A 25,195-nucleotide genomic window follows, 5' to 3' on the forward strand; every position below is an offset into this window, starting at 1 on the left:
GTCTCTTCGTCCCAATCTGGGAGAGAGACTGTTTTTTTATCGAAAATTTAAGGAGGATTTTAAGATGTTAGATGTCAAACAAATTCGTCAAAAACCAGATTTCTTTAAAGAACAACTCGGCCACCGGGGTGTTCCCGCAGAACAGATCGATGCGTTGATCAAAGCCGATGCTGATCGTCGCGATTTAATTGCCAAGAGTGAACAATTGAAGTCCACCCGGAACCAAGTTTCTGGTGAAATTTCACAATTAAAGCGTAACAAGCAAGATGCTAGTGCCCAAATTGCCGAAATGCAAAAGGTCAGTGCTGAGATTAAAAGCTTGGATGATCAGCGTCGGACTGCCGATGGTCAAGTACAAGATATGGCTGCGCATTTGCCAAATGTGCCACATCCAGATGTGCCAATCAGCTTAAATGAAGACGACTCAGTGGAGTTACGTCGAATCGGGACGCCTCGTCAATTTGACTTCGAACCCAAAGCCCACTGGGAACTCGGTGAAGCCTTGCATATCTTAGATTTCGAACGTGGGGCTAAAGTTTCAGGTAGCCGCTTCCTCTATTATATGGGCGATGGCGCTAAACTTGAACGAGCCGTCTACAACTTCTTCTTGGACCAACACGAAGCGGAAGGGTATACCGAAGTCTTGCCACCTTATTTGGTCACGGATGAATCAATGTACGGTACCGGCCAATTTCCTAAGTTTAAGAATGATGCTTTCCGAATCACGACGCAAGATTTGAGCTTGATTCCAACGGCGGAAGTGCCGTTAGTGAACTATTACCGTGATGAAGTGATTCCTGCCGAAAAGTTACCGGTCTACTTTACAGCGTTAACACCAGCTTTCCGCGAAGAAGCGGGGAGTGCTGGTCGAGATACTAAAGGGTTAATTCGTTTACATCAATTTAACAAGGTCGAAATGGTTAAGTTCACCAAGCCAGAAGACTCATGGGATGAGCTTGAAAAGTTGACGCATAATGCGGAATCGTTATTGAAGAAGCTAGGCTTACCATATCACGTTATTACGTTGACTACTGGCGATATGAGCTTTACCGCGGCGATGACGCATGACTTGGAAGTTTGGTTCCCAGAACAAAATAAGTACCGCGAAATCTCAAGTTGCTCAAACTGTACTGATTTCCAAGCACGCCGAGCACACATCCAGTATCGTGATGATGACGGCAAGCTCCAATTTGTCCACACTTTAAATGGGAGTGGCTTAGCTGTTGGTCGGACGGTCGCTGCAATTATGGAAAATTATCAAAATGCGGATGGCTCAATTACCATTCCTGACGTCTTAGTACCATACATGCATGGCAAAACTAAGATCACTAACAATTAGTTGAAATATAAAAACGACCCAAGCCGATTTAGCAAGAAATTGCTGAGTCAGCTTGGGTCGCTTTTTGTCAGGCCAGGTCGTTAGACTAAAATTTGTCTCTGGGATTAGGGACGTTTCTGATGAGGACCATCTTTTAGAAAACGGTCAGACGCATGTTTACCAATAATTTTTGAATATATTCAATGGTTGCGATAATCGCCCAAAATTGGGATTTGTGAGGGATTGTCGTTGGTTCTCCGCAAATTGATCCCTAGAAAAAGTCAGCGGTAAGGGGCCATCACCCGCAAAATGTTGAATCTTTTACCGAGTGATAATGCCGGTATATCAAGGATTGTTGCTCGTTATATTATCAAAATGTAAAAAAAGTGTATTTAGGGGTTTGCTAAATTTAAAACCAGTGCTATAATATTTCTTGTCGGAAAATATGCGTCCAAAAAGTATATTTATCCATTAAAGTTAAAAATATGTTGACAATTATTCAACATGATGATAAAGTTAAATAGTTGTCAAGGCTTACCAGTAAGTACTGCTTGGAACGACAACAAGGCATGATTACTTATTAATCATGCGGGTGTGGCGGAACTGGCAGACGCGCTAGATTTAGGTTCTAGTGTCTTACGACGTGGGGGTTCGAGTCCCTTCACCCGCACATGCCGACTTAGCTCAGTTGGCAGAGCATCTCACTAGTAATGAGGAGGTCGGAGGTTCGAATCCTCTAGTCGGCATTTTCCATAATTTAATATTTTTTTTGCGGAAGTAGTTCAGTGGTAGAACATCACCTTGCCATGGTGGGGGTCGCGAGTTCGAATCTCGTCTTCCGCTTTTAATTTGCCGGGGTGGCGGAATTGGCAGACGCACAGGACTTAAAATCCTGCGGTTAGTGATAACCGTACCGGTTCGATCCCGGTCCTCGGCATTTTAAATATGCACCCATAGCGCAATTGGATAGAGTGTCTGACTACGAATCAGAAGGTTGTAGGTTCGACTCCTACTGGGTGCATTTAGTATCGGGAAATAGCTCAGCTTGGTAGAGCACCTGGTTTGGGACCAGGGGGTCGCAGGTTCGAATCCTGTTTTCCCGATCGATCAAAACAGTCTTAGTTATTGTAACTAGGGCTTTTTATTTAAATTTTTTAACGGGAAGTAGCTCAGCTTGGTAGAGCACTACGTTCGGGACGTAGGGGTCGCAGGTTCAAATCCTGTTTTCCCGATGAGGACTAAACCACAGAAGGATCCAGTCAATTAGGCTGGATTTTTTTGTGCCCAAAGCTTGTTTAACGTCGTACTCATCGTTACAATTATCCATTTAACTTGCCAATTCGGTTGGCCTGAACTGATGCTGGAGCGTGCTGAGCAACAGAGACAGACAAGCGATAGAGTAGCTACAATATCTTAACCACCAGCTCGCCATAATTTTTGGCCGCTAAGGCAATTTTCAGTCCAATCAATTGAATGCAGGTCAGGGGCGTGCTATGCTGTAACAACCGTGAGAGGCCTATCTGTACCGCCCTTTAGGTGAAATTCTTTGCAATTTCTGGTTATCCTCGTATAATGAAAGTCAATATTAGTCAAAGATAATGTAAAGGGTGAAGCAGATGCAAAGTCAAAATATCTCCGATATCATCGAAAAATATTTAAAAAGTATTTTGGCGGACGCTGAGCATGTTGAAATTCGGCGGTCAGAAATTGCTGACTTGTTCAATGTGGTCCCTTCTCAAATCAATTATGTGATTAAGACTCGTTTTACCATTCAAAACGGTTACTTAGTAGAAAGCAAACGTGGCGGTGGTGGTTACATTCGAATCGAGAAGGTTAACCTCTTGGATGACGCTGACGTTTTGGACACCCTGATTCAAGTGATTGGGGATTCAATAACGCAACGGGATGCCTACGCGGTCGTCCAAAGCCTCTATGAGGATGATGTATTGAATCGCAGGGAAGCCCAATTAATTTTAGTCGCGACTGATCGGAATACGCTAGGCGTTGATGATCATGACTTGGAAAACAGTTTACGAGCGCGCATCATTATTGGAATCTTGAACCACCTGCGTTACGAAAGTTAAAGAAAGCGAGGAATCGCAATGGATAACCTATTTACCCCGAGTGCCAAGAGTGTCTTAGTTTTAGCGCAAGAACAGGCTAAGTATTTTAAACACCAAGCAGTGGGAACGGAACATTTATTATTAGCATTGGCCATCGAGAAAAATGGGATTGCTAACAAAGTCTTACAACAATATGCGGTTACGGAAGATGATATTCGTGAAGAGATCGAACGTTTCACGGGTTATGGCACCTTAAGTAATGTCGGCAAAGAGACCTATTTACCTTATTCACCAAAAGCAAAGGAAATTTTGTCTGTGGCGGGTGATGAGGCCAAACGTTTGGGTGCCAACAAGATTGGGACTGAACATCTCCTATTAGCGATGTTGTCTGATGAAAGTATCCTGTCCTCGCGTATCTTAATGAACTTAAACTTAGATTTAGGACAAACACGCAAAGTAGTGTTACGAAAACTTGGTGTCAGTGATGCCATGGGTAAGCGTAAAACTAATGGTCAAACGCGTGGTGGCAAAAAAGCTGAAGGCACCCCAACCCTAGATTCGTTAGCACGTGATTTAACACAATTAGCTAGTGAACAAAAGATGGACCCTGTGGTTGGACGTTCAAAAGAAGTCAAACGGGTCATCCAGATCTTGTCACGGCGAACGAAGAATAACCCTGTTTTGATTGGGGAACCTGGTGTTGGTAAGACGGCGATTGCTGAGGGTTTGGCCCAAAAGATCGTTGCCGGTGATGTTCCAAGTGATATGGCAGATAAGCGGTTAATGATGCTCGATATGGGGTCATTAGTTGCTGGGACCAAGTATCGTGGTGAATTTGAAGACCGTTTGAAGAAGGTCATCGATGAAATTTACAACGATGGACATGTCATTCTCTTCATTGATGAATTGCATACGTTAATTGGTGCCGGTGGTGCTGAAGGGGCAATTGATGCGTCAAATATCTTGAAACCTGCCTTGGCTCGTGGTGAATTACAAACCATTGGTGCGACGACTTTAAATGAATATCAAAAGTATATTGAATCTGATGCAGCGTTGGAACGACGTTTTGCGACAGTGATGGTTGATGAACCAACGCCTGACGAAGCGGTCGAGATTTTAACCGGTTTACGGCCACGTTATGAAGAACATCATCATGTCAATATTACGGATGAAGCCGTGGAACAAGCAGTTAAGCTTTCTAGTCGTTACATCAGTGATCGTTTCTTACCAGATAAGGCCATTGATTTAATGGATGAAGCTGCGGCTAAAGTTCGTATCGATCAAATGGACAAGCCGACAAAATTATCCAAGAATCAAGATAAGTTGGCTGATCTGCGGCAACAAAAAGAAACGGCAATTGAAGATCAAGATTTCGAACAAGCTGCGGATATTCGTAAAAAAGAAATGAAACTTAAAGATCGGTTGGATACTTTAGCGGCAGCCCAAGCAGTTGCGGCTGAAGACGGTGATGAACCTAAGTATGCTTTGGATGTCACTGGCGAAGATATTGCCCAAGTGGTTGCTGAATGGACAGGCGTGCCGTTGACACAGTTACAAAAGACTGAAAGTGAACGGCTGGTCAATTTGGAAAAAATCCTGCATAAACGAGTCATTGGCCAACCGGAAGCTGTTTCAGCGGTTGCACGTGCTATTCGGCGTGCACGAAGTGGGCTAAAAGACCCTAGCCGGCCAATTGGTTCTTTCATGTTCTTAGGCCCAACTGGGGTTGGGAAGACTGAACTTGCGAAGGCCTTGGCTGAAGCGATGTTTGGCTCTGAAGACAACATGATTCGGATTGATATGTCTGAGTATATGGAACGTTACTCAACGAGTCGTTTGATTGGTTCTGCACCTGGTTATGTCGGTTACGACGAAGGGGGCCAATTAACAGAAAAGGTTCGGCAAAAGCCATACTCAGTCGTCTTGTTTGACGAAGTTGAAAAAGCCCATCCAGATGTCTTCAACATTTTGTTGCAAGTTTTGGATGACGGCTACTTGACTGATTCGAAGGGACGTAAAGTCGATTTCCGGAATACTATTTTAATCATGACATCTAACTTAGGAGCCACGACCTTACGGGATGAAAAATCCGTTGGGTTTGGTGCCGAAGATAAGGCTAATGATTACAAGGCGGTTTCAGCGACAATTCGCGAAGAACTTCGAAAAGCGTTCCGTCCTGAATTCTTGAACCGAATTGATGAAACGATTGTCTTCCATTCATTGAATCGCGAAGAATTGCATGAAATTGTGAAATTGATGGCCAACGAGATTGTTGAACGAGTGGCGCAACAAGGCATCAAGATTAAGATGACCCCAGCTGCGATTGACGTGGTTGCCAAGGCCGGTTTTGATCCTGAATACGGTGCGCGACCAATTCGACGGGCTTTACAGACCGAAGTTGAAGATCGGTTAAGTGAATCATTGTTAACCGGTGAAATCAAAGTTAATGATCAAGTAACAATTGGTGCCAGTCGTGGTGCCATCACCATTAATGTGAAGTCTCAACCGAAGTCGGATGGCCGTTCAACGGTTTCCTCTAAATAAAAATCATGAGATAAGTTTAAAAAGCTCAGGCGCTTCATTCTGAGCTTTTTTGCTATCAATAAATTAGCAACGGTCCCGGTAGTAATCAGTAAAAAAATGGTGTAGATTATAAGGTGACTGTGAAACTTTGACGATGATGTTAGCAGTGAGTCATGACAGACCCAAAAGATTTAAGAAGAGAAAGGTGCTGATTTGAATGGTCACGCGTGCGGAACAACTGGCTAAAACGCATCAGGCAATTTTAGATGCCGCACGAACGTTATTCCTGAAGCATGGCTATGCCGCAACCAGTACTCGCGACATTGCTAATGCGATTGGAATTACCCAGCCAGCTTTGTATCATCATTTTAAAGACAAAGAAGTTATTTTCCTAGCCGTGATTACCACGGTTGGTGGCGAGATCAAAACTGGTTTGGACCAGATTTTATCACAGCCCAACCAAGTGCCACTGGAACAGTTGACGGATGTCTCACTGTTACTCACGCACAAACACCCTGCCGATATCTTTACGCTGATTCATACGAGCTTTAAAGATTTATCCCGTGAGCATATTGGTCAATTGGCCGGCATCTTTCGAAATGATTACGTACAACCGTTGCAAGTGTTCTTTGCGCAACCTAATATTCAGTTGCAGGCGGGCGTGACACCAGCCATGGCCGCCAACTTTTATCTCACGAGTTTGAGTCCGCTGTTTAATAGTTTTCATCGTATTGGTGATCCCGATGCGGATGAACGGACTCAGATACAAACCTTATTAAAAATGATTATGTTTGGCGTTGCTACCGCGCCAACGACGCACTAAGAATATCGAGTCGTTTGGTTGACACACCATCGGTTTCGATGTATATTATAACTTGTCTGTAACCGTGAACTTGAACAAAGGCGCAATCTATTGTCTGCGCGCTTTGTTAATATAAGCCCAAAAATAGTCCAACTTAAATGACTATTTTTGGTTTTTTTATGCCCAAAATTCGGTTTTTAGTGCATTTGTAACACAAATGTAATATTTGCTGAGAGGGCCGAGTCACGGAATAATAAGAAGGGGTGAACAACTTGGCCGGACATTTAGTTAAATACGGTAAACACCGTACCCGTAGAAGTTATGCACGTATCAAGGAAGTTCTTGATTTGCCTAACTTGATCGAAATCCAAACTGATTCATATCAGTGGTTCTTGGATGAAGGTCTCCGGGAAATGTTTGAAGATATTTTGCCAATCGACGATTTTGCAGGAAAACTTTCACTTGAATTTGTCGACTATCAACTATTAGAACCAAAGTACACCGTCGATGAAGCACGTGAACATGATGCGAACTATTCAGCACCACTGCATGTGACTTTACGACTGACTAACCATGAAACTGGCGAAATCAAGTCGCAAGATGTATTCTTTGGCGATTTCCCATTGATGACTGAACAAGGGACTTTTATTATTAATGGTGCCGAACGGGTCATTGTTTCACAATTGGTTCGTTCACCCGGTGTTTACTTTAATGAAGAATTAGATAAAAATGGTCGTCCTAGCTATGGCACAACGGTTATTCCTAACCGTGGGGCTTGGTTAGAACTTGAAACGGATGCTAAGAATATTTCTTATGTTCGGATTGACCGGACACGGAAGATTCCATTAACGGAATTGGTTCGGGCCTTAGGTTATGGTTCTGATGACGATATCATCGATATGTTAGGTGAAACTGACAGTTTGTTGAATACCTTGGAAAAAGATGTTCATAAGAACACCGATGATTCACGTGTTGAAGAATCTTTGAAAGATATCTACGAACGGCTACGTCCTGGTGAACCTAAGACCGCTGACAGCTCACGGAGTCTTTTAACCGCACGCTTCTTTGATCCTAAACGTTATGACTTTGCTCCAGTTGGCCGTTACAAGGTCAACAAGAAGTTAAGCATGAAGACGCGTTTAATGGGTCAAACCTTAGCTGAAACTTTAGCTGATCCAGATACTGGTGAAGTGATTGCACAAAAAGGCGACGTCATCGATAAAAATGTGATGGCGAAGTTGGGAAGTTATTTGGAACGTGACGACTTTAAGACGGTGACTTATACGCCATCCGACGAAGCGGTTGTAACGAATCCAATGGTCTTACAAGTTGTGAAAGTTTACTCACAAAACGATCCTGAAAAGGTTGTTAACGTGATTGGCAATGGCAACATTGACCTTAAGTTCAAACACATTTTACCTGCTGATATCATTGCTTCCATTAATTACTTCTTTAACTTGCAAGAAGGTTTAGGCACGACTGATGATATTGATCACTTGGGTAACCGACGGATTCGTTCCGTGGGTGAATTGTTACAAAACCAATTCCGGATCGGGTTATCTCGAATGGAACGGGTTGTACGTGAACGGATGTCAATTCAAGACGCCGCCACGGTAACACCACAACAATTGATCAATATTCGACCAGTTGTGGCTTCAATTAAGGAATTCTTTGGGTCATCACAATTGTCTCAATTCATGGATCAAACTAACCCCTTAGGTGAATTAACGCATAAGCGGCGTTTATCAGCCTTAGGACCTGGTGGTTTGACGCGTGATCGGGCCGGTTATGAAGTTCGAGATGTGCACTATACCCACTACGGTCGGATGTGCCCAATTGAAACGCCTGAAGGGCCTAACATTGGTTTGATCAACAGTTTGTCATCTTATGCCAAAGTTAACCGTTATGGGTTCATCGAAACGCCTTATCGTCGTGTCGATTGGACGACTCATAAAGTTACTGACAAGATTGACTACTTGGCCGCCGATGAAGAAGACCAATTTGTCATTGCCCAAGCGAACTCGCCATTAAATGACGATGGTTCTTTCGTTGAAGATACTGTTTTAGCCCGTAAAAAGGAAGAAAACTTGGAAATCTCCATCGAAGACGTCGATTACATGGACGTTTCGCCTAAGCAAGTTGTTGCTGTTGCCACCGCATGTATTCCTTTCTTGGAAAACGATGACTCAAATCGTGCCTTAATGGGTGCGAACATGCAACGACAAGCGGTTCCTTTGGTTGATCCACATGCCCCATTAATTGGGACTGGGATTGAATACAAAGCGGCCCATGACTCCGGGATTGCCTTGATTAACCGGCATGAAGGAACGGTCGAATATGTCGATGCACGTGAAATTCGTGTTCGGCGTGATGATGGTTCTTTAGATACCTACAAATTAATGAAGTTCCGTCGTTCAAATGGTGGTAAGAACTATAACCAACGCCCAATCGTCAAAACTGGCGATCACGTTGATAACGACGAAGTCTTAGCCGATGGTCCAGCAATGGAAGGCGGGGAATTAGCTTTAGGGCAAAACCCATTAGTCGCCTTCATGACTTGGAACGGTTATAACTTCGAAGATGCCATCATTATTAATGAACGTTTGGTTCGTGAAGATGTTTATACTTCAATCCATATTGAAGAATATGAATCAGAAGCTCGTGACACCAAACTTGGACCTGAAGAAATGACGCGTGAAATTCCTAATGTTGGGGAAGACGCTTTGCGTAACCTTGATGAAGATGGAATTATCCGTGTCGGTGCCGAAGTTAAAGATGGTGACATTTTAGTTGGTAAGGTAACGCCTAAGGGAGTTACAGAATTATCAGCTGAAGAACGTTTGTTACATGCCATTTTCGGTGAAAAAGCACGTGAAGTTCGGGATACCTCCCTCCGAGTACCACATGGTGGTGGCGGGATCATCCAAGATGTTAAAATCTTTACTCGTGAAAACGGGGACGAATTATCACCTGGTGTGAACATGATGGTCCGCGTTTACATTGCACAAAAGCGGAAGATTCAAGTTGGTGACAAGATGGCTGGACGGCATGGGAATAAAGGGACCGTTTCAATCGTGGTTCCTCAAGAAGATATGCCGTACATGCCTGATGGGACACCAATCGATATCATGTTGAGCCCAATGGGTGTGCCTTCACGTATGAACATCGGACAAGTTTTGGAATTGCATTTAGGTATGGCTGCTCGTAAATTGGGTATTCATATGGCAACGCCTGTCTTTGATGGGGCGCGTGATTCTGATATTTGGAAGGCTGTGCGTGAAGCCGGGATCGATGCCGATGGGAAGTCAATCGTCTATGATGGCCGAACTGGTGAACCATTCGACAAACGTATCGCCGTTGGGGTTATGCATTATATGAAGCTTAGCCACATGGTCGATGATAAGATCCATGCACGTTCAATCGGACCTTACTCTTTAGTTACGCAACAACCACTTGGTGGGAAAGCGCAATTTGGGGGTCAACGTTTTGGTGAAATGGAAGTTTGGGCCTTGGAAGCTTATGGGGCTGCTTATACATTACAAGAAATCTTGACTTACAAGTCTGATGACGTGGTTGGTCGGGTTAAGACCTACGAAGCCATTGTCAAGGGCGAACCAATTCCTAAGCCAGGTGTACCGGAATCATTCCGTGTGTTGGTTAAGGAATTACAAGCATTAGGACTGGATATGAAGGTCTTGGATGCTGAAGATAAAGAAATTGAATTGCGGGATATGGATGACGATGACGACGATGTCGTTAACGTGGATGCCTTGAGCAAGATCCAGCAAGAAAACGAAAAGAAAGCTGCTGACAAGCCAGCCAAAACTGACAAACCAGCTGCTACTGAAACAACAAACGCTCACCAGGATAATCAATAAAAAGGGAGGTCGGTCCTTTGATCGATGTCAACAAGTTTGAAAGCATGCAAATCGGTCTGGCATCCCCAGACAAGATTCGCAGCTGGTCATATGGCGAAGTCAAAAAGCCTGAAACCATTAACTACCGGACATTGAAACCTGAAAAAGACGGTCTGTTTGATGAACGTATCTTCGGTCCTACTAAGGATTGGGAATGTGCGTGTGGTAAATACAAACGGATCCGTTATAAGGGTATCGTCTGTGACCGTTGTGGTGTCGAAGTTACCCGTAGTAAAGTCCGTCGTGAACGGATGGGGCATATCGAACTCGCCGCACCAGTTACTCACATCTGGTATTTTAAGGGTATTCCTAGCCGGATGGGCTTAGTCTTAGACATGAGCCCACGGGCACTTGAAGAAATCATTTACTTCGCTTCATACGTCGTTATCGAACCTGGTAACACGCCACTTGAAAAGAAGCAATTGCTTTCAGAACGTGAATACCGTGAAAAGAAAGCCCAATACGGCAAAGAATTTGATGCTGAAATGGGTGCCGAAGCCATCAAGCGCTTATTGAATAACGTGGATCTTGAAAAAGAAGCACGTGATTTAAAGGAAGCCTTGAAGGATGCGTCTGGTCAAAAGCGGACGCGGGCCGTTCGCCGTTTGGATATCATCGAAGCTTTCGTGACTTCTGGTAACGAACCAGCTTGGATGGTAATGGACGCGATTCCGGTCATTCCCCCGGACTTACGACCAATGGTTCAATTGGAAGGTGGGCGTTTTGCCACTTCTGACTTGAATGATTTGTATCGTCGTGTTATCAACCGTAACAACCGGTTGAAGCGTTTGTTGGACTTAAACGCCCCTGGGATTATCGTTCAAAACGAAAAGCGGATGTTACAAGAAGCCGTTGATGCGTTGATCGATAATGGTCGTCGTGGCCGTCCAGTCGCTGGTCCCGGTAATCGTCCTTTGAAGTCTCTTTCACATATGTTGAAAGGGAAGCAAGGTCGGTTCCGTCAAAACTTACTTGGTAAGCGGGTTGACTATTCTGGTCGTTCCGTTATCGATGTTGGTCCATTCTTGAAGATGAATCAAATGGGGTTACCTCGTCAAATGGCGTTGGAACTCTTCAAGCCATTCATCATGAAAGAATTGGTTAAACGTGAATTAGCTTCTAATATTAAGAACGCTAAGCGGAAGATCGAACGGGCTGATGATGATGTTTGGGGCGTCTTAGAAGACGTCATCAAAGAACATCCCGTGTTATTAAACCGGGCCCCTACGCTTCACCGTTTAGGGATTCAAGCTTTTGAACCCGTTTTGGTTAGTGGTAAAGCGATGCGGTTACATCCATTGGCTTGTGAAGCTTACAATGCCGATTTCGATGGGGACCAAATGGCCATTCATTTGCCTTTGTCAGATGAAGCCCAAGCTGAAGCCCGTTTGTTAATGTTAGCAGCCCATCATATCTTAGCGCCTAAGGACGGGAAGCCCGTTGTAACGCCTTCTCAAGATATGGTTATCGGTAACTACTACTTGACGACTGAAGAAGTTGGTCGTGAAGGCGAAGGCATGATCTTCAAAGACTTGAATGAAGCACAAAAAGCTTATCAAGCTGGTTATGTGCACATGCATAGCCGGGTTGGGGTTCAAGCCTCATCAATGCCTGACAAGCCATTTACGGACGAAGAAAAGCAAGAAGTCTTGGTTACGACGGTTGGTAAAGCAATCTTCAACAATATCTTACCTGGTAAGTTCCCATATTTGAACGAACCAACGAATGATAACTTGATTGATGGTACGCCGGACAAGTATTTCTTGAAGCCAGGTGAAAACATTCATGACTTCTTAGATGGTCAAGAATTGATTATGCCATTCAAGAAAGGCTTCTTAGCGGATATTATCGCCGAAGTTTACAAGCAATATCATGTGACGGCAACGTCACTCTTGCTTGACCGGATGAAAGACTTAGGTTACAACATTTCAACTAAGTCTGGTTTGACGGTCGGGGTTGCCGATATTACTGACTTGAAGGAAAAGCCAGCGATTATTGACGAAGCCCATAAGCAAGTTAATACGATTTCAAAACAGTTCCGTCGTGGGTTAATTACCGACGATGAACGTTATGAACGGGTCATTGGTGTTTGGAACGACGCCAAGGATCAAATTCAACAAAAACTGATTGAAAGCTTCAGTCCAGATAACCCAATTTACATGATGAGTGATTCTGGTGCTCGTGGTAACATTTCTAACTTTACGCAGTTAGCTGGGATGCGTGGTTTGATGGCCGCTCCTAATGGGAAGATCATGGAATTGCCGATCCTTTCTAACTTCCGTGAAGGACTCTCAGTCTTGGAAATGTTTATTTCAACCCATGGGGCTCGTAAAGGGATGACCGATACGGCCTTGAAGACTGCCAACTCAGGTTACTTGACACGTCGACTTGTCGATGTTGCGCAAGATGTCATTGTGCGTGAAAAGGATTGTGGGACCGACCGTGGGTTACGGATCAGTGCCATCATGGAAGGTAACGAAGTCATCGAACCATTGTACGACCGGATTCTTGGTCGTTACACGATGAAGACGATCTTTGATCCTGAAACACATGAAGAAATCATTGGTAACAACGTTATGATCGATGAAGACTTGGCTCAAAAGATTGTTGACGCTGGGGTTACCGAAGTAACGATTCGTTCAGCATTCACTTGCAACACTAAACATGGGGTTTGTGAACACTGTTATGGTCGTAACATGGCTACCGGTGACGAAGTTGAAGTCGGTGAAGCGGTTGGGACCGTTGCGGCTCAATCAATCGGTGAACCAGGGACGCAGTTAACTATGCGGACTTTCCATACTGGTGGGGTTGCCGGAGACGATATTACCCAAGGGTTACCTCGGGTTCAAGAAATCGTTGAATCACGGAATCCTAAAGGTCGTGCGGAAATTACCGAAGTTACTGGGACGGTTGAATCGATCGAAGAAAACCCAGCTGAACGGACAAAGGAAGTTACGGTTAAGGGCGAAACTGATACCCGGACTTATACTTTACCGCTGACAGCGCGGATGGCGGTTAGTGAAGGCGACTTTATTCACCGTGGTGCAGCGTTGAACGTTGGGTCAATTGATCCTAAACAATTAATCCAAGTGCGTGATGTTTTATCAACTGAAAACTACTTGCTCCGTGAAGTCCAACGGGTTTATCGGATGCAAGGGGTTGAAATTGGTGATAAGCACGTTGAAATCATGATTCGTCAGATGCTTCGTAAGGTCCGGATCATGGATCCAGGTGACACTGATGTCTTACCTGGGACTTTGATGGATATTGCTGACTTCAAGGATGAAAACTACAAGACATTGATTGCTGGTGGGATTCCAGCAACGTCACGTCCAGTTATTCTTGGGATTACGAAAGCTGCCTTGGAAACTAATAGTTTCTTATCAGCGGCTTCATTCCAGGAAACAACACGGGTCTTAACTGATGCGGCTATTCGTGGTAAGAACGATCCATTGATCGGTCTGAAAGAAAATGTCATCATTGGTAAGATTATTCCTGCCGGGACTGGTATGCCGATCTATCGTCATATCAAGCCTAAGGAAGTTGGTAACGTGGCTGATGGGGTTTACTCGATCAGTGATCTTGAAAAACAAATGCAAGAACAAGACGCTAGCAAGTAATTGCTACTGAGCTTGAAAAGGGGCGACCAGTCAAATGGTCGTCCCTTTTTGTATCCATTGCTTTGATTAGCGTCTTGCAGATTGCCGACAGACTTGCCACACCAATGAGTCTGAAATGAGGTTGGCACGTGCTGGTCAAGGGCGACAGAAAAATTTGTCGCCACTTTTCAGATGATTTCGAGTATGATAAGACTGAAGGCACAATTAAACTTAGTGAAAGTGGTGGTTAAGCTCATGTTAAAAGATAACCAAATTGTTTGGGCAATTCATCAAATGGAAGCCGACATCGGGCCAGTGGGTCCTTCCTTGGATTCAAGAACACCATTTCAGTATTTGATCTCGGTGATTTTGAGTGCGCAAGCGACGGATGTCTCGGTCAACAAAGTGACCCCCATCTTGTTCGAAAAGTATCCAGCACCTAAAGATTTGATGGTAGCGGATGTGGCAGTTGTTGAGAGCATCATTAAAAGTGTCGGATTGTTTCATAACAAGGCTAAAAATATTATCAAGACGGCCCGCATCGTTCATGAAGAGTTAAATGACGTTGTGCCGACTGACCGTAAAGGCATCATGGCCTTACCCGGTGCCGGGAGAAAAACGGCCAATGTGGTGTTGAGTGATGTTTTTGATCAGAATACGTTTGCAGTAGATACGCATGTCTCGGCGATTTCTAAACGGTTGTATTTTGTTCCGCAATCCGCAACACCGCTACAAGTGGAGCAAAAAATCGTGTCTGTTTTACCACCAGCTGAATTACATCAGGCCCATCATACGATGATTGAATATGGTCGCAAATATTCAATGAAGTTGGCTCCTGATAAAGAAGTCTGTCCGTTGATTCGTGCCTGCGATAAATTGAACGAAGAAAACGAAGCTGAAGTGTGAGCTAATGTTCAGTCAAAAAAGGTTTGGGGAAATTCCTAAACCTTTTTTGATTGCCCAAAAGCATTCAGCTTAATTGCGTGACGATGATAAAGGCCCAAGTCAAATAGGGGACGAAGGGTAATTTGGCTTGTTTCGGTGGCAATGAGAAAATGATCAGCGCCGCAACACAAGCCAGGACTAAACTATTTAAAACTAAATTTGGCTCGACTAAGCAAGCTAGTAACACTAAAACGTCAACATCTCCCAGACCGAATTGATGCGTTTTCCAAGCAATCCCATAGAGCACGACTAATAAGCTAACGATGATTAATAACGGGATTGAAAAAGTGAGTGGTCGTAGCCACAAGCCGATGATTCCCGGAATAACTAAAGTGAGTGGAAAGACACTGAAATTTAGTTGGTCGGTTAGACTGTTAAAAATTAGTACAGCATAACCTAGTAAAAGTGGGACACTGGTTATCGGTGGCATTTGCCAGTTGAGAACTAATAAGCTACCACAGATGAATTCAATCCAAGTAGACTGCAATTTGATGCGAGCGTGGCAATCGAAACAGGTCCCACGCTGGATCAAAACGCCGAATATGGGAATCAACTGCCAAAATCTTAATTGATGTTGGCAATTTGGACAAATCGAACGCTGATTAGTGTATAATGATTGCATGTCGCTCAAACGTTCGGCCATACAAGTAATGAATGAGCCGCAACAGGCGCCGCTGATAAAGATGAAACTATTGAGGAGTAACATTGAGAACCACCTTTCTATGACGTAAATACGTAAAGAAATCGTTGTGGCTTTATTGACACACCTCAAACATCATGTTAATCTAGTGAAGGTGCTTTTTGCAGACAGATTCCTGTATCAGGAATACAGACATGCTGACTGGTCGGCTGAGCGCACAATCGCCATCATCCAAGGGTTATTTTTTTAGTTAAAAAAGAACCACCTGGATGTGTGGACTTAAAAATCAGACATTTTTGGAAGGAGGACACTTTAGAACATGCCAACAATTAACCAATTAATTCGTAAAGGTCGTAAATCTAAAGTATCAAAATCAAATGCCCCAGCTTTGAACTTCGGGTATAACAGCTACAAGAAGGTTGCTACTAACAACCCTGCACCACAAAAACGGGGTGTTGCAACTCGTGTCGGCACAATGACTCCTAAGAAGCCTAACTCAGCTTTACGGAAGTATGCTCGTGTCCGTTTATCTAACTTAATCGAAGTTACCGCTTATATTCCTGGTATTGGTCACAACCTCCAAGAACATAGTGTTGTTTTGATTCGTGGTGGACGTGTAAAGGATTTACCTGGTGTACGTTATCACGTTATCCGTGGTACTTTAGATACGGCCGGCGTCGAAGATCGTCGTCAAAGTCGTTCTAAGTATGGTACCAAGAAGCCAAAGGAATAAGGAGGTAAATTAAATGCCAAGAAGAGGACATGTAGCAAAGCGCGAAGTTTTGCCTGATCCAATGTACGATTCAAAATTAGTAACGCGTTTAATCAACCACTTAATGTTGGATGGTAAGCGTGGGACTGCATCTACAATCTTGTACGATGCGTTCGATCAAATTAAAGAACAAACTGGTAACGAACCTTTAGAAGTCTTCGAAGAAGCTATGAAGAACGTTATGCCAGTACTTGAAGTTAAGGCTCGCCGTGTTGGTGGTTCTAACTATCAAGTTCCTATCGAAGTTCGTCCAGATCGTAAGACGACCTTAGCACTTCGTTGGATCGTTCAATATGCTCGTTTACGTGGTGAACACACCATGTCAGACCGGTTAGCACGTGAAATCATGGATGCCGCTAACAATACTGGTGCCTCAGTTAAGAAGCGTGAAGATACGCACAGAATGGCTGAAGCCAACCGTGCCTTTGCGCATTATCGTTGGTAGGATTTCTATGGTTTGGTTGAAGCTTAACTTTAACTAAACGTAACAACAAGGTGGCTATTATATGTGAGCATATAGTAGTCATTTTTTGAAAAAAGCTTTATAATTTTTCCTACTATATTAATAGTAGGTTTTGACTGTTAATTCCATTTAATTGAGAGGAGTAACACATTTTCTAATGGCTAATACAAGAGAATTTTCACTCGATAAGACTCGTAACATTGGTATTATGGCCCATATCGATGCTGGTAAGACTACTACTACCGAACGTATCTTGTACTACACTGGTAAAATCCATAAAATTGGTGAAACCCATGATGGGGCTTCACAAATGGACTGGATGGCCCAAGAACAAGAACGTGGGATCACCATTACTTCTGCTGCGACAACTGCTCAGTGGAAGGACCACCGGATTAACATTATCGATACCCCAGGACACGTTGACTTCACTGTTGAAGTTGAACGGTCACTTCGGGTCTTAGATGGTGCAATTACCGTCTTAGATGCCCAAGCTGGTGTTGAACCTCAAACTGAAACTGTTTGGCGTCAAGCATCAACTTACAACGTTCCTCGTATCGTTTTCGTTAACAAGATGGATAAGATTGGTGCGGACTTTAAGTACTCTGTAAGCACGATCCATGATCGTTTACAAGCTAATGCCCATGCCATCCAATTACCAATCGGTGCCGAAGATGATTTCGAAGGGGTTATTGACTTAATCGAAATGAAAGCTGATCTTTATGATGAAGATAAGCTCGGTACGGAATGGGATACTGTTGACGTTCCTGAAGAATACAAAGCAGACGCCCAAGCTGCTCGTGATGACTTGATTGAAGCTTTAGCTGATATCGATGATGGCATCATGGAAAAATACCTTAATGGTGAAGAAATTTCTAAAAATGAAATCAAGGCAGCTATCCGTAAGGGGACGTTGGCACTTGAATTCTTCCCAGTTTTAGCTGGCTCAGCCTTCAAAAACAAGGGTGTTCAAATGTTGATGGATGCGGTTGTTGACTACTTACCATCACCACTTGATGTTAAGCCTTATAAAGCAACTGATCCTGAAACTGACGAAAACGTCGACTTGATTGCTGGTGATGACAAGCCTTTCGCTGCTTTAGCGTTTAAGGTTGCCACCGACCCATTCGTTGGTCGTTTGACATTTATCCGGGTTTACCAAGGTACCTTGGAATCTGGATCATATGTTTTGAACGCAACCAAAGACAAGCGTGAACGTGTCGGTCGTTTACTTCAAATGCATTCTAACCAACGGAAAGAAATCCCAGAAGTCTTCTCTGGTGATATCGCCGCTGCGATTGGTTTGAAGAACACGACTACTGGTGATTCATTGACTTCTATTGAACATCCATATCATTTGGAATCAATGGAATTCCCTGATCCCGTTATCCAGGTTGCTGTTGAACCTAAGACTAAGGCTGACCAAGATAAGATGAACGTTGCCTTACAAAAGCTTTCTGAAGAAGATCCTACTTTCAAGGCTGAAACTAACCCTGAAACTGGTGAAACTTTAATCGCTGGGATGGGTGAATTGCATTTGGACATCATCGTTGACCGGATGCGTCGTGAATTCAACGTTGACGCCACTGTTGGTGCACCTCAAGTTTCTTATCGTGAAACCTTTACTAAGAGCACTAAGGTTCAAGGTAAGTTCGTTCACCAATCTGGTGGTAAAGGTCAATATGGGGATGTTTGGGTTGAATTTACACCTAACGAAGAAGGTAAAGGCTTCGAATTCGAAGATGCCATCGTCGGTGGGGTTGTTCCTCGCGAATACATTCCTTCAGTTGAACAAGGCTTGAAGGAATCAATGGCTAACGGTGTGTTAGCTGGTTATCCTTTAGTTGACGTTAAGGCTAAATTGTATGATGGTTCTTACCATGATGTCGATTCTAGTGAAGCAGCCTTCAAGATTGCCGCTTCATTGGCCTTACGGAATGCTGCTAAATCAGCTGGTCCTGTTATCCTTGAACCTATCATGAAGGTTGATATCGTTGCCCCAGAAGATTACTTAGGTGATGTTATGGGTCATGTTACCGCTCGTCGTGGTACTATCGATGGGATGGAAGAACGTGGGAACGCGCAAGAAGTTCATGCGTTTGTTCCTTTAGCTGAAATGTTTGGTTATGCAACCACATTACGTTCAGCTACCCAAGGCCGTGGGACTTTCACAATGGCATTTGATCATTACGAAAAGGTACCTAAGTCTGTTCAAGCAGAAATCATCAAGAAAAATGGCGGCACTCCTGCCGAAGATTAATCTTTGATGTTAAAAAGTCGTTAAGCAATTTTGCTTAGCGGCTTTTTTTTACACAATTTTTTTTGAGTGTGGGCATCGCATTTTAATAGAATTGGGGTGATTGCTTATATGAAGCGTCGATTACTTGGTGTTCGAAAAAATTTAGATGTCACAGGGATTAATCATTGGAATGGTTGTTAAGGCTTTTCAATAATGATGGTTGGAAAATCATGAGTGACAAATAAATAGACGTTGGCTATGTGGTGCGTAAGCCTTGCGTATTGTCGCAGTGTCCTGTGACGGTGTTAGTTGATGGAGAACAGCGCTAGTCTCAAAATTGAAATCGTGTGATGTTTAGGATCATCTTGGTAGAAAGCCTGATGAATTTTGAACAAAAGGTGTGCAACGACTTGAAATCAAAACAAAACGCGCGTATGATGCTAAATAACGTCGTGCTTGAATTACTAATTCGTTTTAAGCCAATTGGTCAATGGTGATCACAGTAGGTTAAAACAAAAATGACTAGCAACACTCATGTGACAACGAAATGCTTGGTTCGTGAATAAAAGTTTAAAAAGACTACTATTTTCAACGAATTTATGTTACATTTATTGGTGCTGGTTCAAAAAAGGTAACACGGTTTACAACGATGGTTTAAAAAAGTGCGTCAGCACTTGCTATTACAAAGCTTTTCAGTTATTATAGATTGTGCTTGGTATTTAGAAGGGGTGTACTGTACACCCCGGCATCAAGTAGTCGTAGTTAGCTTTGATGTGAAAGGTTGCGACACGCCCGGCCACATTGTCATGGGACGTGGCGGTAATTTTCACGGAGCTAGTCTTATTTTCAAAATAGACGAAGGAGGTCACAACAATGGCAAAGCAAAAAATTCGTATCCGTTTAAAGGCATACGAACACCGTATTCTTGATCAGTCTGCTGACAAGATTGTTGAAACGGCAAAGAGAACTGGTGCTACTATTTCTGGTCCAATTCCATTGCCTACTGATCGGACCGTTTACACGGTTCTCCGGTCACCACATAAGTTCAAGAAGTCACGCGAACAATTCGAAATGCGGACTCACAAGCGGTTAATCGATATCGTTAACCCAACGCCTAAGACAGTCGACTCATTAATGAAGTTAGACTTGCCTAGCGGTGTAGATATTGAAATCAAGCTTTAATTTTTAAACTAAAATCAATTAATTGGAGGTGTACTCATGACCACTAAAGGAATCTTAGGGAAAAAGGTAGGAATGACGCAAGTCTTCACCGAAGCTGGGGAATTAATCCCAGTAACAGTTATCGAAACTGAACCTAACGTTGTGTTGCAAGTTAAAACCATCGAAAACGACGGTTACGAAGCAATTCAATTAGGTATCGATGACAAACGTGAAGTCTTAAGCAACAAACCTGCTCAAGGTCATGCAGCAAAAGCAAAAACGGCTCCTAAGCGCTTCATTCGTGAAATTCGTAATGTTGAGCTTGGAGATTACACAGTAGGTGACGAAGTCAAGGCTGATATTTTCGCAGCCGGTGACGCAGTTGACGTTACGGGTATCACTAAAGGTCATGGTTACCAAGGTAACATCCACAAAGACGGACAAAGTCGTGGACCAATGGCTCATGGTTCTCGTTACCATCGTCGTCCTGGTTCATTGGGTGCCATTATCAACCGGGTCTTCAAAGGTAAGAAATTACCAGGCCGGATGGGTAATCACCAACGGACGATGCAAAACTTAACGGTGGTTCGCGCTGACGTTGATAACAACGTTTTACTTATTAAGGGTAATGTCCCTGGCGTAAACAAATCATTCGTTACGATTAAAACATCTGTAAAGAGTAAATAAGAAAGGAGGACATAATACATGACTAGCGTAGCATTATATAAACAAGACGGTACGCAAAATGGTGACGTCACATTAAACGACGCAGTGTTCGGTGTTGAACCTAACGAAAACGTGGTTTTTGATGCCATCTTGATGCAACGTGCATCTTTGCGTCAAGGAACTCACGCTGTTAAGAACCGTAGTGCTCGTCGCGGTGGTGGTCGTAAACCATGGCGTCAAAAGGGTACTGGTCGGGCTCGTCAAGGTTCTATCCGTTCGCCACAATGGCGTAAAGGTGGGATTGTCTTCGGACCTACACCACGTTCATACAGCTACAAATTACCTAAGAAGGTTATGCGCTTAGCTTTGAAGTCTGTCCTTTCTCAAAAGGTCTTAGACAACAGCTTAGTTGCAGTTGAAGGCTTAGCTTTCGACGCACCAAAGACTAAGGAATTTGCTAACGTATTAAACAACCTCAATGTAGACACCAAGACTCTTGTTTTGGTTGAAGAGGACAATGAAAAGGCTGCTTTGGCAGGTCGTAACTTACCAAATGTTAAGATCCTAAAAGCCAAAGGTGTTAACGTCTTAGATGTCGCAAATAGTGACAAATTAGTCGTTACCCAAAAAGCCCTCGATCAATTAGGGGAGGCGCTCGCATAATGGAAGCACGCGATGTAATTTTACGCCCTGTCGTTACTGAAGCATCAATGGCTGGCTTGGATGACAAGCGCTATACTTTCGATGTCAACGTACAGGCTACTAAAACTCAAGTTAAAAAGGCTATCGAAGAAATCTTCGATGTCAAAGTTGTTAAAGTTAACGTCATGAACGTTAAAGGGAAGTTCAAGCGTCAAGGTCGTTTCGCTGGTTACACTAAGAAGCGGCGTAAGGCTATTGTGACCTTAACTCCTGATTCAAACGAAATTAAGTTGTTCAACGACGCTCAACAATAAATCTAATTTAGGAGGTTACTCTAGTGGGTATTAGAAAGTATAAACCAACCACTAACGGCCGTCGTAATATGACTGGTTCTGATTTTGCTGAAATCACTAAAACAAAACCAGAAAAGTCATTATTAGACTCACAAAGCCATACAGCTGGTCGTAACAGTTATGGTCACATCACTGTTCGTCATCGTGGTGGCGGTCATAAACAACAATACCGTTTAGTTGACTTCAAACGTATCAAAGATGAAGTTCCTGCAACGGTTAAAGCAATCGAATATGATCCAAACCGGACTGCTAACATTGCCTTATTGGTATATGCTGACGGTGTGAAATCATATATCTTAGCACCAAAGGGTTTGGAAGTTGGCATGCAAGTACAATCTGGTGTCGAAGCTGATATCAAGGTTGGTAATGCATTACCATTAAACAACATCCCAGTTGGTACTATCGTGCACAACATCGAATTGAAGCCTGGTAAAGGTGGTCAATTAGCTCGTTCAGCTGGTGCTTCCGCACAATTACTTGGTAAGGAAGGCAAATATGCGATTGTACGTTTGTCATCTGGTGAAGTTCGTTTAGTTCTATTAACTGCTCGTGCCACTATTGGTACTGTTGGTAATGAACAACATGAATTGATCAACTCAGGTAAAGCCGGTCGTACTCGTTGGCAAGGTAAACGTCCAACAGTTCGTGGTTCTGTCATGAACCCTAACGATCACCCTCATGGTGGTGGTGAAGGTAAAGCACCAATCGGTCATCCATCTCCTATGTCACCATGGGGTAAGAAGACTCTTGGTAAGAAGACCCGGAACAAGAAGGCTCGTTCGAACAAGTTAATCGTTCGTGGTCGTCGCCCAGGCAAACACTAAAATTTGAAATTACTGTAGTTCTCGAGAGGAGGTCACACGATGGGTCGTAGTTTAAAGAAGGGACCTTTCGCAGATTCGCATCTATTGAAAAAAATCGATGCTCAATCTGATTCTGACAAGAAATCTGTCATCAAGACGTGGTCACGTCGTTCAACAATTTTCCCAAGTTTCATTGGGTACACTATCGCTGTTTATGATGGGCGCAAGCATGTCCCTGTTTACATCCAAGACGATATGGTCGGTCATAAGTTAGGTGAATTTGTACCTACACGGACATTCCATGGTCATGGTACAGACGATAAGACAACGAAGTAATAGTTAGGAGGATAAAAGAATGGCTGAACAAGTAACATCTGCAAATGCAACTGCAAAAACTGTTCGTATCGCCGCTCGTAAGGTCCGCCTAGTTGTCGATCTTATCAGAGGTAAAAGTGTTGCTGAAGCATTAGCAATTTTGAAGTTCACTCCACGGGGTGGCTCGCCAGTAGTTGAAAAAGTACTACTCTCAGCGGTCGCTAACGCTGAAAATAACTTTGACTTAGATCGTGAAGATTTGGTCGTAAGTGAAGCCTTCGTCAACGAAGGACCAACCTTAAAACGGTTCCGTCCTCGTGCCAAAGGTTCTGCTTCACCAATCAACAAGCGGACAAGCCACATTACGATCACAGTTACTGAAAAATAGGAGGGATAACGCGTGGGTCAAAAAGTAAATCCAACCGGATTACGTGTAGGAATCATTCGCGACTGGGAAGCAAAATGGTATGCTGAAAAAGATTTTGCGACTTATTTGAACGAAGATTTACGCATCCGTAAGTATATCGAACAACGACTTGCCGACGCTTCCGTCTCCACCGTTGAAATCGAACGCGCTGCAAATCGCGTGAATATTTCAATCCATACCGCTAAACCAGGGATGGTTATTGGTAAGGGTGGTTCTGAAGTTGAAGCACTTCGTAAAGAATTAAACAATTTAACTGGTAAACGAGTACACATCAACATCATCGAAATTAAGAAACCTGATTTAGATGCTAAATTAGTTGGTGAAAGTATTGCGCGTCAATTGGAAGGCCGTGTTGCTTTCCGTCGTGCAATGCGTGGTGCTATGCAACGTACTATGCGTTCAGGCGCTAAAGGGATCAAGACACAAGTCGCTGGCCGTTTAAACGGTGCCGACATGTCACGTGTTGAAACCTACTCAGACGGTACTGTTCCATTGCATACGCTCCGTGCTGACATTGATTATGCATGGGTCGAAGCTGCTACCACTTATGGTAAGCTTGGCGTTAAGACATGGATCTACCGTGGCGAAATCTTGCCAGAAAAGAAATCTGCAGATAAAGGAGGAAAATAAACATGCTAGTACCTAAACGGGTTAAATTCCGTCGTGTTCACCGTGGTAAGATGCGCGGTGAAGCTAAAGGCGGTAAATCAGTTGCTTTTGGTGATTATGGTTTACAAACACTAGAATCACACTGGATTAGTAACCGGCAGATTGAAGCTGCTCGTGTTGCTATGAACCGTTACATGAAGCGTGGCGGTAAAGTATGGATTAAGATTTTCCCTCACAAGTCCTACACTGAAAAAGGTGTCGGCGTGCGGATGGGTAATGGGAAAGGTACTCCTGCAGGTTGGGTTGCCCCAGTAAAACGTAACAAGGTTATGTTTGAAGTCGGTGGCGTATCTGAAGAAGTTGCTCGCGAAGCTTTACGCTTAGCCGGCACTAAGTTACCTGTGAAAACAAAGATTATTAAGCGCGAGGAAGTAGGTGGCGAATCAGATGAAGGCTAAGGAAATTAAAGCATTGTCCACTACTGAAATGCTCGAAAAAGAAAAGTCTTACAAAGACGAACTCTTCAACTTGCGTTTTCAATTGGCCACTGGTCAGCTAGAAAACACCGCTCGTTTAAAGCAAGTTCGTAAGAATATCGCGCGTATTAAAACTGCGTTGCGTGAACAAGAATTAAACAAGTAGCCTATAAAAGGAGGCAATCAACGAATGAGTGAAGATACTCGTAATAGCCGCAAGGTTATCCAAGGACGCGTTGTTTCAGATAAGATGGATAAAACCATCGTTGTTGTCCGTGAAACATACAAGAATCATCCTGTATACGGCAAACGTGTTCGTTATTCAAAGAAATACAAAGCTCATGATGAAAATAATGAAGCTCATATTGGCGATATCGTCCGGATCATGGAAACTCGTCCTCTGTCAGCTACAAAGCGTTTCCGCTTACTTGACGTCGTTCAAAAAGCTGTTATTATCTAGTTTAT

The 25,195-nt window shown here is 43.5% G+C and carries 22 protein-coding genes and 7 tRNA genes; 28 read left to right on the forward strand and 1 reads right to left on the reverse strand.

Going from position 1 to position 25,195, the window contains the following annotated elements; all coding sequences use genetic code 11:
- Positions 1 to 64: 64 nt before the first annotated feature.
- The 14 genes from serS (at position 65) to RA086_RS04165 (ending at position 15,128) form a co-directional block, all read left to right on the forward strand.
- Positions 65 to 1,339 carry a serine--tRNA ligase gene (gene serS / locus RA086_RS04100; RefSeq protein ID WP_308702635.1) on the forward strand — a complete coding sequence of 425 codons (1,275 nt, stop codon included), beginning with the start codon at positions 65 to 67 and terminating at the stop codon, positions 1,337 to 1,339.
- A gap of 567 nt (positions 1,340 to 1,906) precedes the next feature.
- Positions 1,907 to 1,988: transfer RNA gene (locus RA086_RS04105), tRNA-Leu, on the forward strand.
- Positions 1,989 to 1,991: 3 nt separating this feature from the next.
- Positions 1,992 to 2,064: transfer RNA gene (locus RA086_RS04110), tRNA-Thr, on the forward strand.
- Positions 2,065 to 2,089: 25 nt separating this feature from the next.
- Positions 2,090 to 2,161 (forward strand) — tRNA-Gly (locus tag RA086_RS04115).
- Between the two features lie 8 nt (positions 2,162 to 2,169).
- A tRNA-Leu gene (locus RA086_RS04120) sits at positions 2,170 to 2,255 on the forward strand.
- Positions 2,256 to 2,265: 10 nt separating this feature from the next.
- Positions 2,266 to 2,339: transfer RNA gene (locus tag RA086_RS04125), tRNA-Arg, on the forward strand.
- An 8-nt stretch (positions 2,340 to 2,347) separates the two neighbouring features.
- A tRNA-Pro gene (locus RA086_RS04130) sits at positions 2,348 to 2,421 on the forward strand.
- Positions 2,422 to 2,476: 55 nt separating this feature from the next.
- Positions 2,477 to 2,550, forward strand: a tRNA-Pro gene (locus RA086_RS04135).
- Positions 2,551 to 2,934: 384 nt separating this feature from the next.
- Positions 2,935 to 3,402: a CtsR family transcriptional regulator gene (locus tag RA086_RS04140; RefSeq protein ID WP_137606063.1), complete on the forward strand. Its 468-nt coding sequence runs from the start codon at positions 2,935 to 2,937 to the stop codon at positions 3,400 to 3,402.
- 18 nt (positions 3,403 to 3,420) lie between these two features.
- Entirely contained in the window at positions 3,421 to 5,925 is a 2,505-nt protein-coding gene (locus RA086_RS04145) for an ATP-dependent Clp protease ATP-binding subunit (protein WP_308702636.1), read from the forward strand.
- Positions 5,926 to 6,121: 196 nt separating this feature from the next.
- Positions 6,122 to 6,727, forward strand: coding sequence for a TetR/AcrR family transcriptional regulator (locus tag RA086_RS04150; RefSeq protein WP_308702637.1), 606 nt, complete (start codon positions 6,122 to 6,124; stop codon positions 6,725 to 6,727).
- A 242-nt stretch (positions 6,728 to 6,969) separates the two neighbouring features.
- Positions 6,970 to 10,584 (forward strand): DNA-directed RNA polymerase subunit beta, encoded by a 3,615-nt coding sequence (gene rpoB / locus RA086_RS04155; RefSeq protein ID WP_308702638.1) that lies wholly within the window; start codon positions 6,970 to 6,972, stop codon positions 10,582 to 10,584.
- A gap of 17 nt (positions 10,585 to 10,601) precedes the next feature.
- Positions 10,602 to 14,243, forward strand: a complete 3,642-nt coding sequence (gene rpoC / locus RA086_RS04160; protein ID WP_308702639.1) for a DNA-directed RNA polymerase subunit beta' — start codon at positions 10,602 to 10,604, stop codon at positions 14,241 to 14,243.
- Between the two features lie 234 nt (positions 14,244 to 14,477).
- Entirely contained in the window at positions 14,478 to 15,128 is a 651-nt protein-coding gene (locus tag RA086_RS04165) for an endonuclease III domain-containing protein (protein WP_308702640.1), read from the forward strand.
- A 64-nt stretch (positions 15,129 to 15,192) separates the two neighbouring features.
- Here the strand turns inward: RA086_RS04165 and RA086_RS04170 are convergent, their stop codons facing one another.
- Positions 15,193 to 15,873, reverse strand: coding sequence for a prepilin peptidase (locus RA086_RS04170; RefSeq protein ID WP_308702641.1), 681 nt, complete (start codon positions 15,871 to 15,873; stop codon positions 15,193 to 15,195).
- A gap of 253 nt (positions 15,874 to 16,126) precedes the next feature.
- Here RA086_RS04170 and rpsL point away from each other — a divergent pair, with 253 nt between their 5' ends.
- The 14 genes from rpsL (at position 16,127) to rpsQ (ending at position 25,190) form a co-directional block, all read left to right on the forward strand.
- Positions 16,127 to 16,540, forward strand: coding sequence for a 30S ribosomal protein S12 (gene rpsL, locus RA086_RS04175; RefSeq protein WP_137606056.1), 414 nt, complete (start codon positions 16,127 to 16,129; stop codon positions 16,538 to 16,540).
- A gap of 13 nt (positions 16,541 to 16,553) precedes the next feature.
- The gene (gene rpsG, locus RA086_RS04180; RefSeq protein ID WP_308702642.1) at positions 16,554 to 17,024 is read left to right on the forward strand and encodes a 30S ribosomal protein S7; all 471 of its coding nucleotides are present in this window, start codon (positions 16,554 to 16,556) and stop codon (positions 17,022 to 17,024) included.
- Positions 17,025 to 17,199: 175 nt separating this feature from the next.
- Positions 17,200 to 19,299: an elongation factor G gene (fusA, locus tag RA086_RS04185; protein ID WP_308702643.1), complete on the forward strand. Its 2,100-nt coding sequence runs from the start codon at positions 17,200 to 17,202 to the stop codon at positions 19,297 to 19,299.
- Between the two features lie 852 nt (positions 19,300 to 20,151).
- On the forward strand, positions 20,152 to 20,460 hold the full coding sequence (gene rpsJ / locus RA086_RS04190; protein WP_308702644.1) for a 30S ribosomal protein S10: 309 nt from the start codon (positions 20,152 to 20,154) through the stop codon (positions 20,458 to 20,460).
- Positions 20,461 to 20,496: 36 nt separating this feature from the next.
- Entirely contained in the window at positions 20,497 to 21,126 is a 630-nt protein-coding gene (gene rplC / locus RA086_RS04195; protein WP_308702645.1) for a 50S ribosomal protein L3, read from the forward strand.
- Between the two features lie 18 nt (positions 21,127 to 21,144).
- Positions 21,145 to 21,768 (forward strand): 50S ribosomal protein L4, encoded by a 624-nt coding sequence (rplD, locus tag RA086_RS04200; RefSeq protein ID WP_105448015.1) that lies wholly within the window; start codon positions 21,145 to 21,147, stop codon positions 21,766 to 21,768.
- Complete coding sequence (gene rplW / locus RA086_RS04205) at positions 21,768 to 22,061, forward strand: 50S ribosomal protein L23 (RefSeq protein WP_308702646.1); 294 nt, start codon at positions 21,768 to 21,770, stop codon at positions 22,059 to 22,061. The genes rplD and rplW overlap by 1 nt, the downstream gene beginning before the upstream one ends.
- 23 nt (positions 22,062 to 22,084) lie before the next feature.
- Positions 22,085 to 22,924 (forward strand): 50S ribosomal protein L2, encoded by an 840-nt coding sequence (gene rplB / locus RA086_RS04210; protein ID WP_308702647.1) that lies wholly within the window; start codon positions 22,085 to 22,087, stop codon positions 22,922 to 22,924.
- Positions 22,925 to 22,963: 39 nt separating this feature from the next.
- Positions 22,964 to 23,239 (forward strand): 30S ribosomal protein S19, encoded by a 276-nt coding sequence (gene rpsS, locus RA086_RS04215; protein ID WP_057706095.1) that lies wholly within the window; start codon positions 22,964 to 22,966, stop codon positions 23,237 to 23,239.
- A 19-nt stretch (positions 23,240 to 23,258) separates the two neighbouring features.
- Positions 23,259 to 23,606 (forward strand): 50S ribosomal protein L22, encoded by a 348-nt coding sequence (rplV, locus tag RA086_RS04220; RefSeq protein WP_308702648.1) that lies wholly within the window; start codon positions 23,259 to 23,261, stop codon positions 23,604 to 23,606.
- Positions 23,607 to 23,618: 12 nt separating this feature from the next.
- Positions 23,619 to 24,275 carry a 30S ribosomal protein S3 gene (gene rpsC / locus RA086_RS04225; RefSeq protein ID WP_308702649.1) on the forward strand — a complete coding sequence of 219 codons (657 nt, stop codon included), beginning with the start codon at positions 23,619 to 23,621 and terminating at the stop codon, positions 24,273 to 24,275.
- A 2-nt stretch (positions 24,276 to 24,277) separates the two neighbouring features.
- Positions 24,278 to 24,712 carry a 50S ribosomal protein L16 gene (gene rplP / locus RA086_RS04230; RefSeq protein WP_137617107.1) on the forward strand — a complete coding sequence of 145 codons (435 nt, stop codon included), beginning with the start codon at positions 24,278 to 24,280 and terminating at the stop codon, positions 24,710 to 24,712.
- Positions 24,702 to 24,896 (forward strand): 50S ribosomal protein L29, encoded by a 195-nt coding sequence (gene rpmC / locus RA086_RS04235; protein ID WP_003638068.1) that lies wholly within the window; start codon positions 24,702 to 24,704, stop codon positions 24,894 to 24,896. Before rplP ends, rpmC begins: the two co-directional genes overlap by 11 nt.
- Before the next feature lie 24 nt (positions 24,897 to 24,920).
- The gene (gene rpsQ / locus RA086_RS04240; RefSeq protein ID WP_137635528.1) at positions 24,921 to 25,190 is read left to right on the forward strand and encodes a 30S ribosomal protein S17; all 270 of its coding nucleotides are present in this window, start codon (positions 24,921 to 24,923) and stop codon (positions 25,188 to 25,190) included.
- Positions 25,191 to 25,195 lie beyond the last annotated feature (5 nt).

Source organism: Lactiplantibacillus brownii (genome assembly GCF_031085375.1).
Lineage (GTDB): Bacteria > Bacillota > Bacilli > Lactobacillales > Lactobacillaceae > Lactiplantibacillus > Lactiplantibacillus brownii.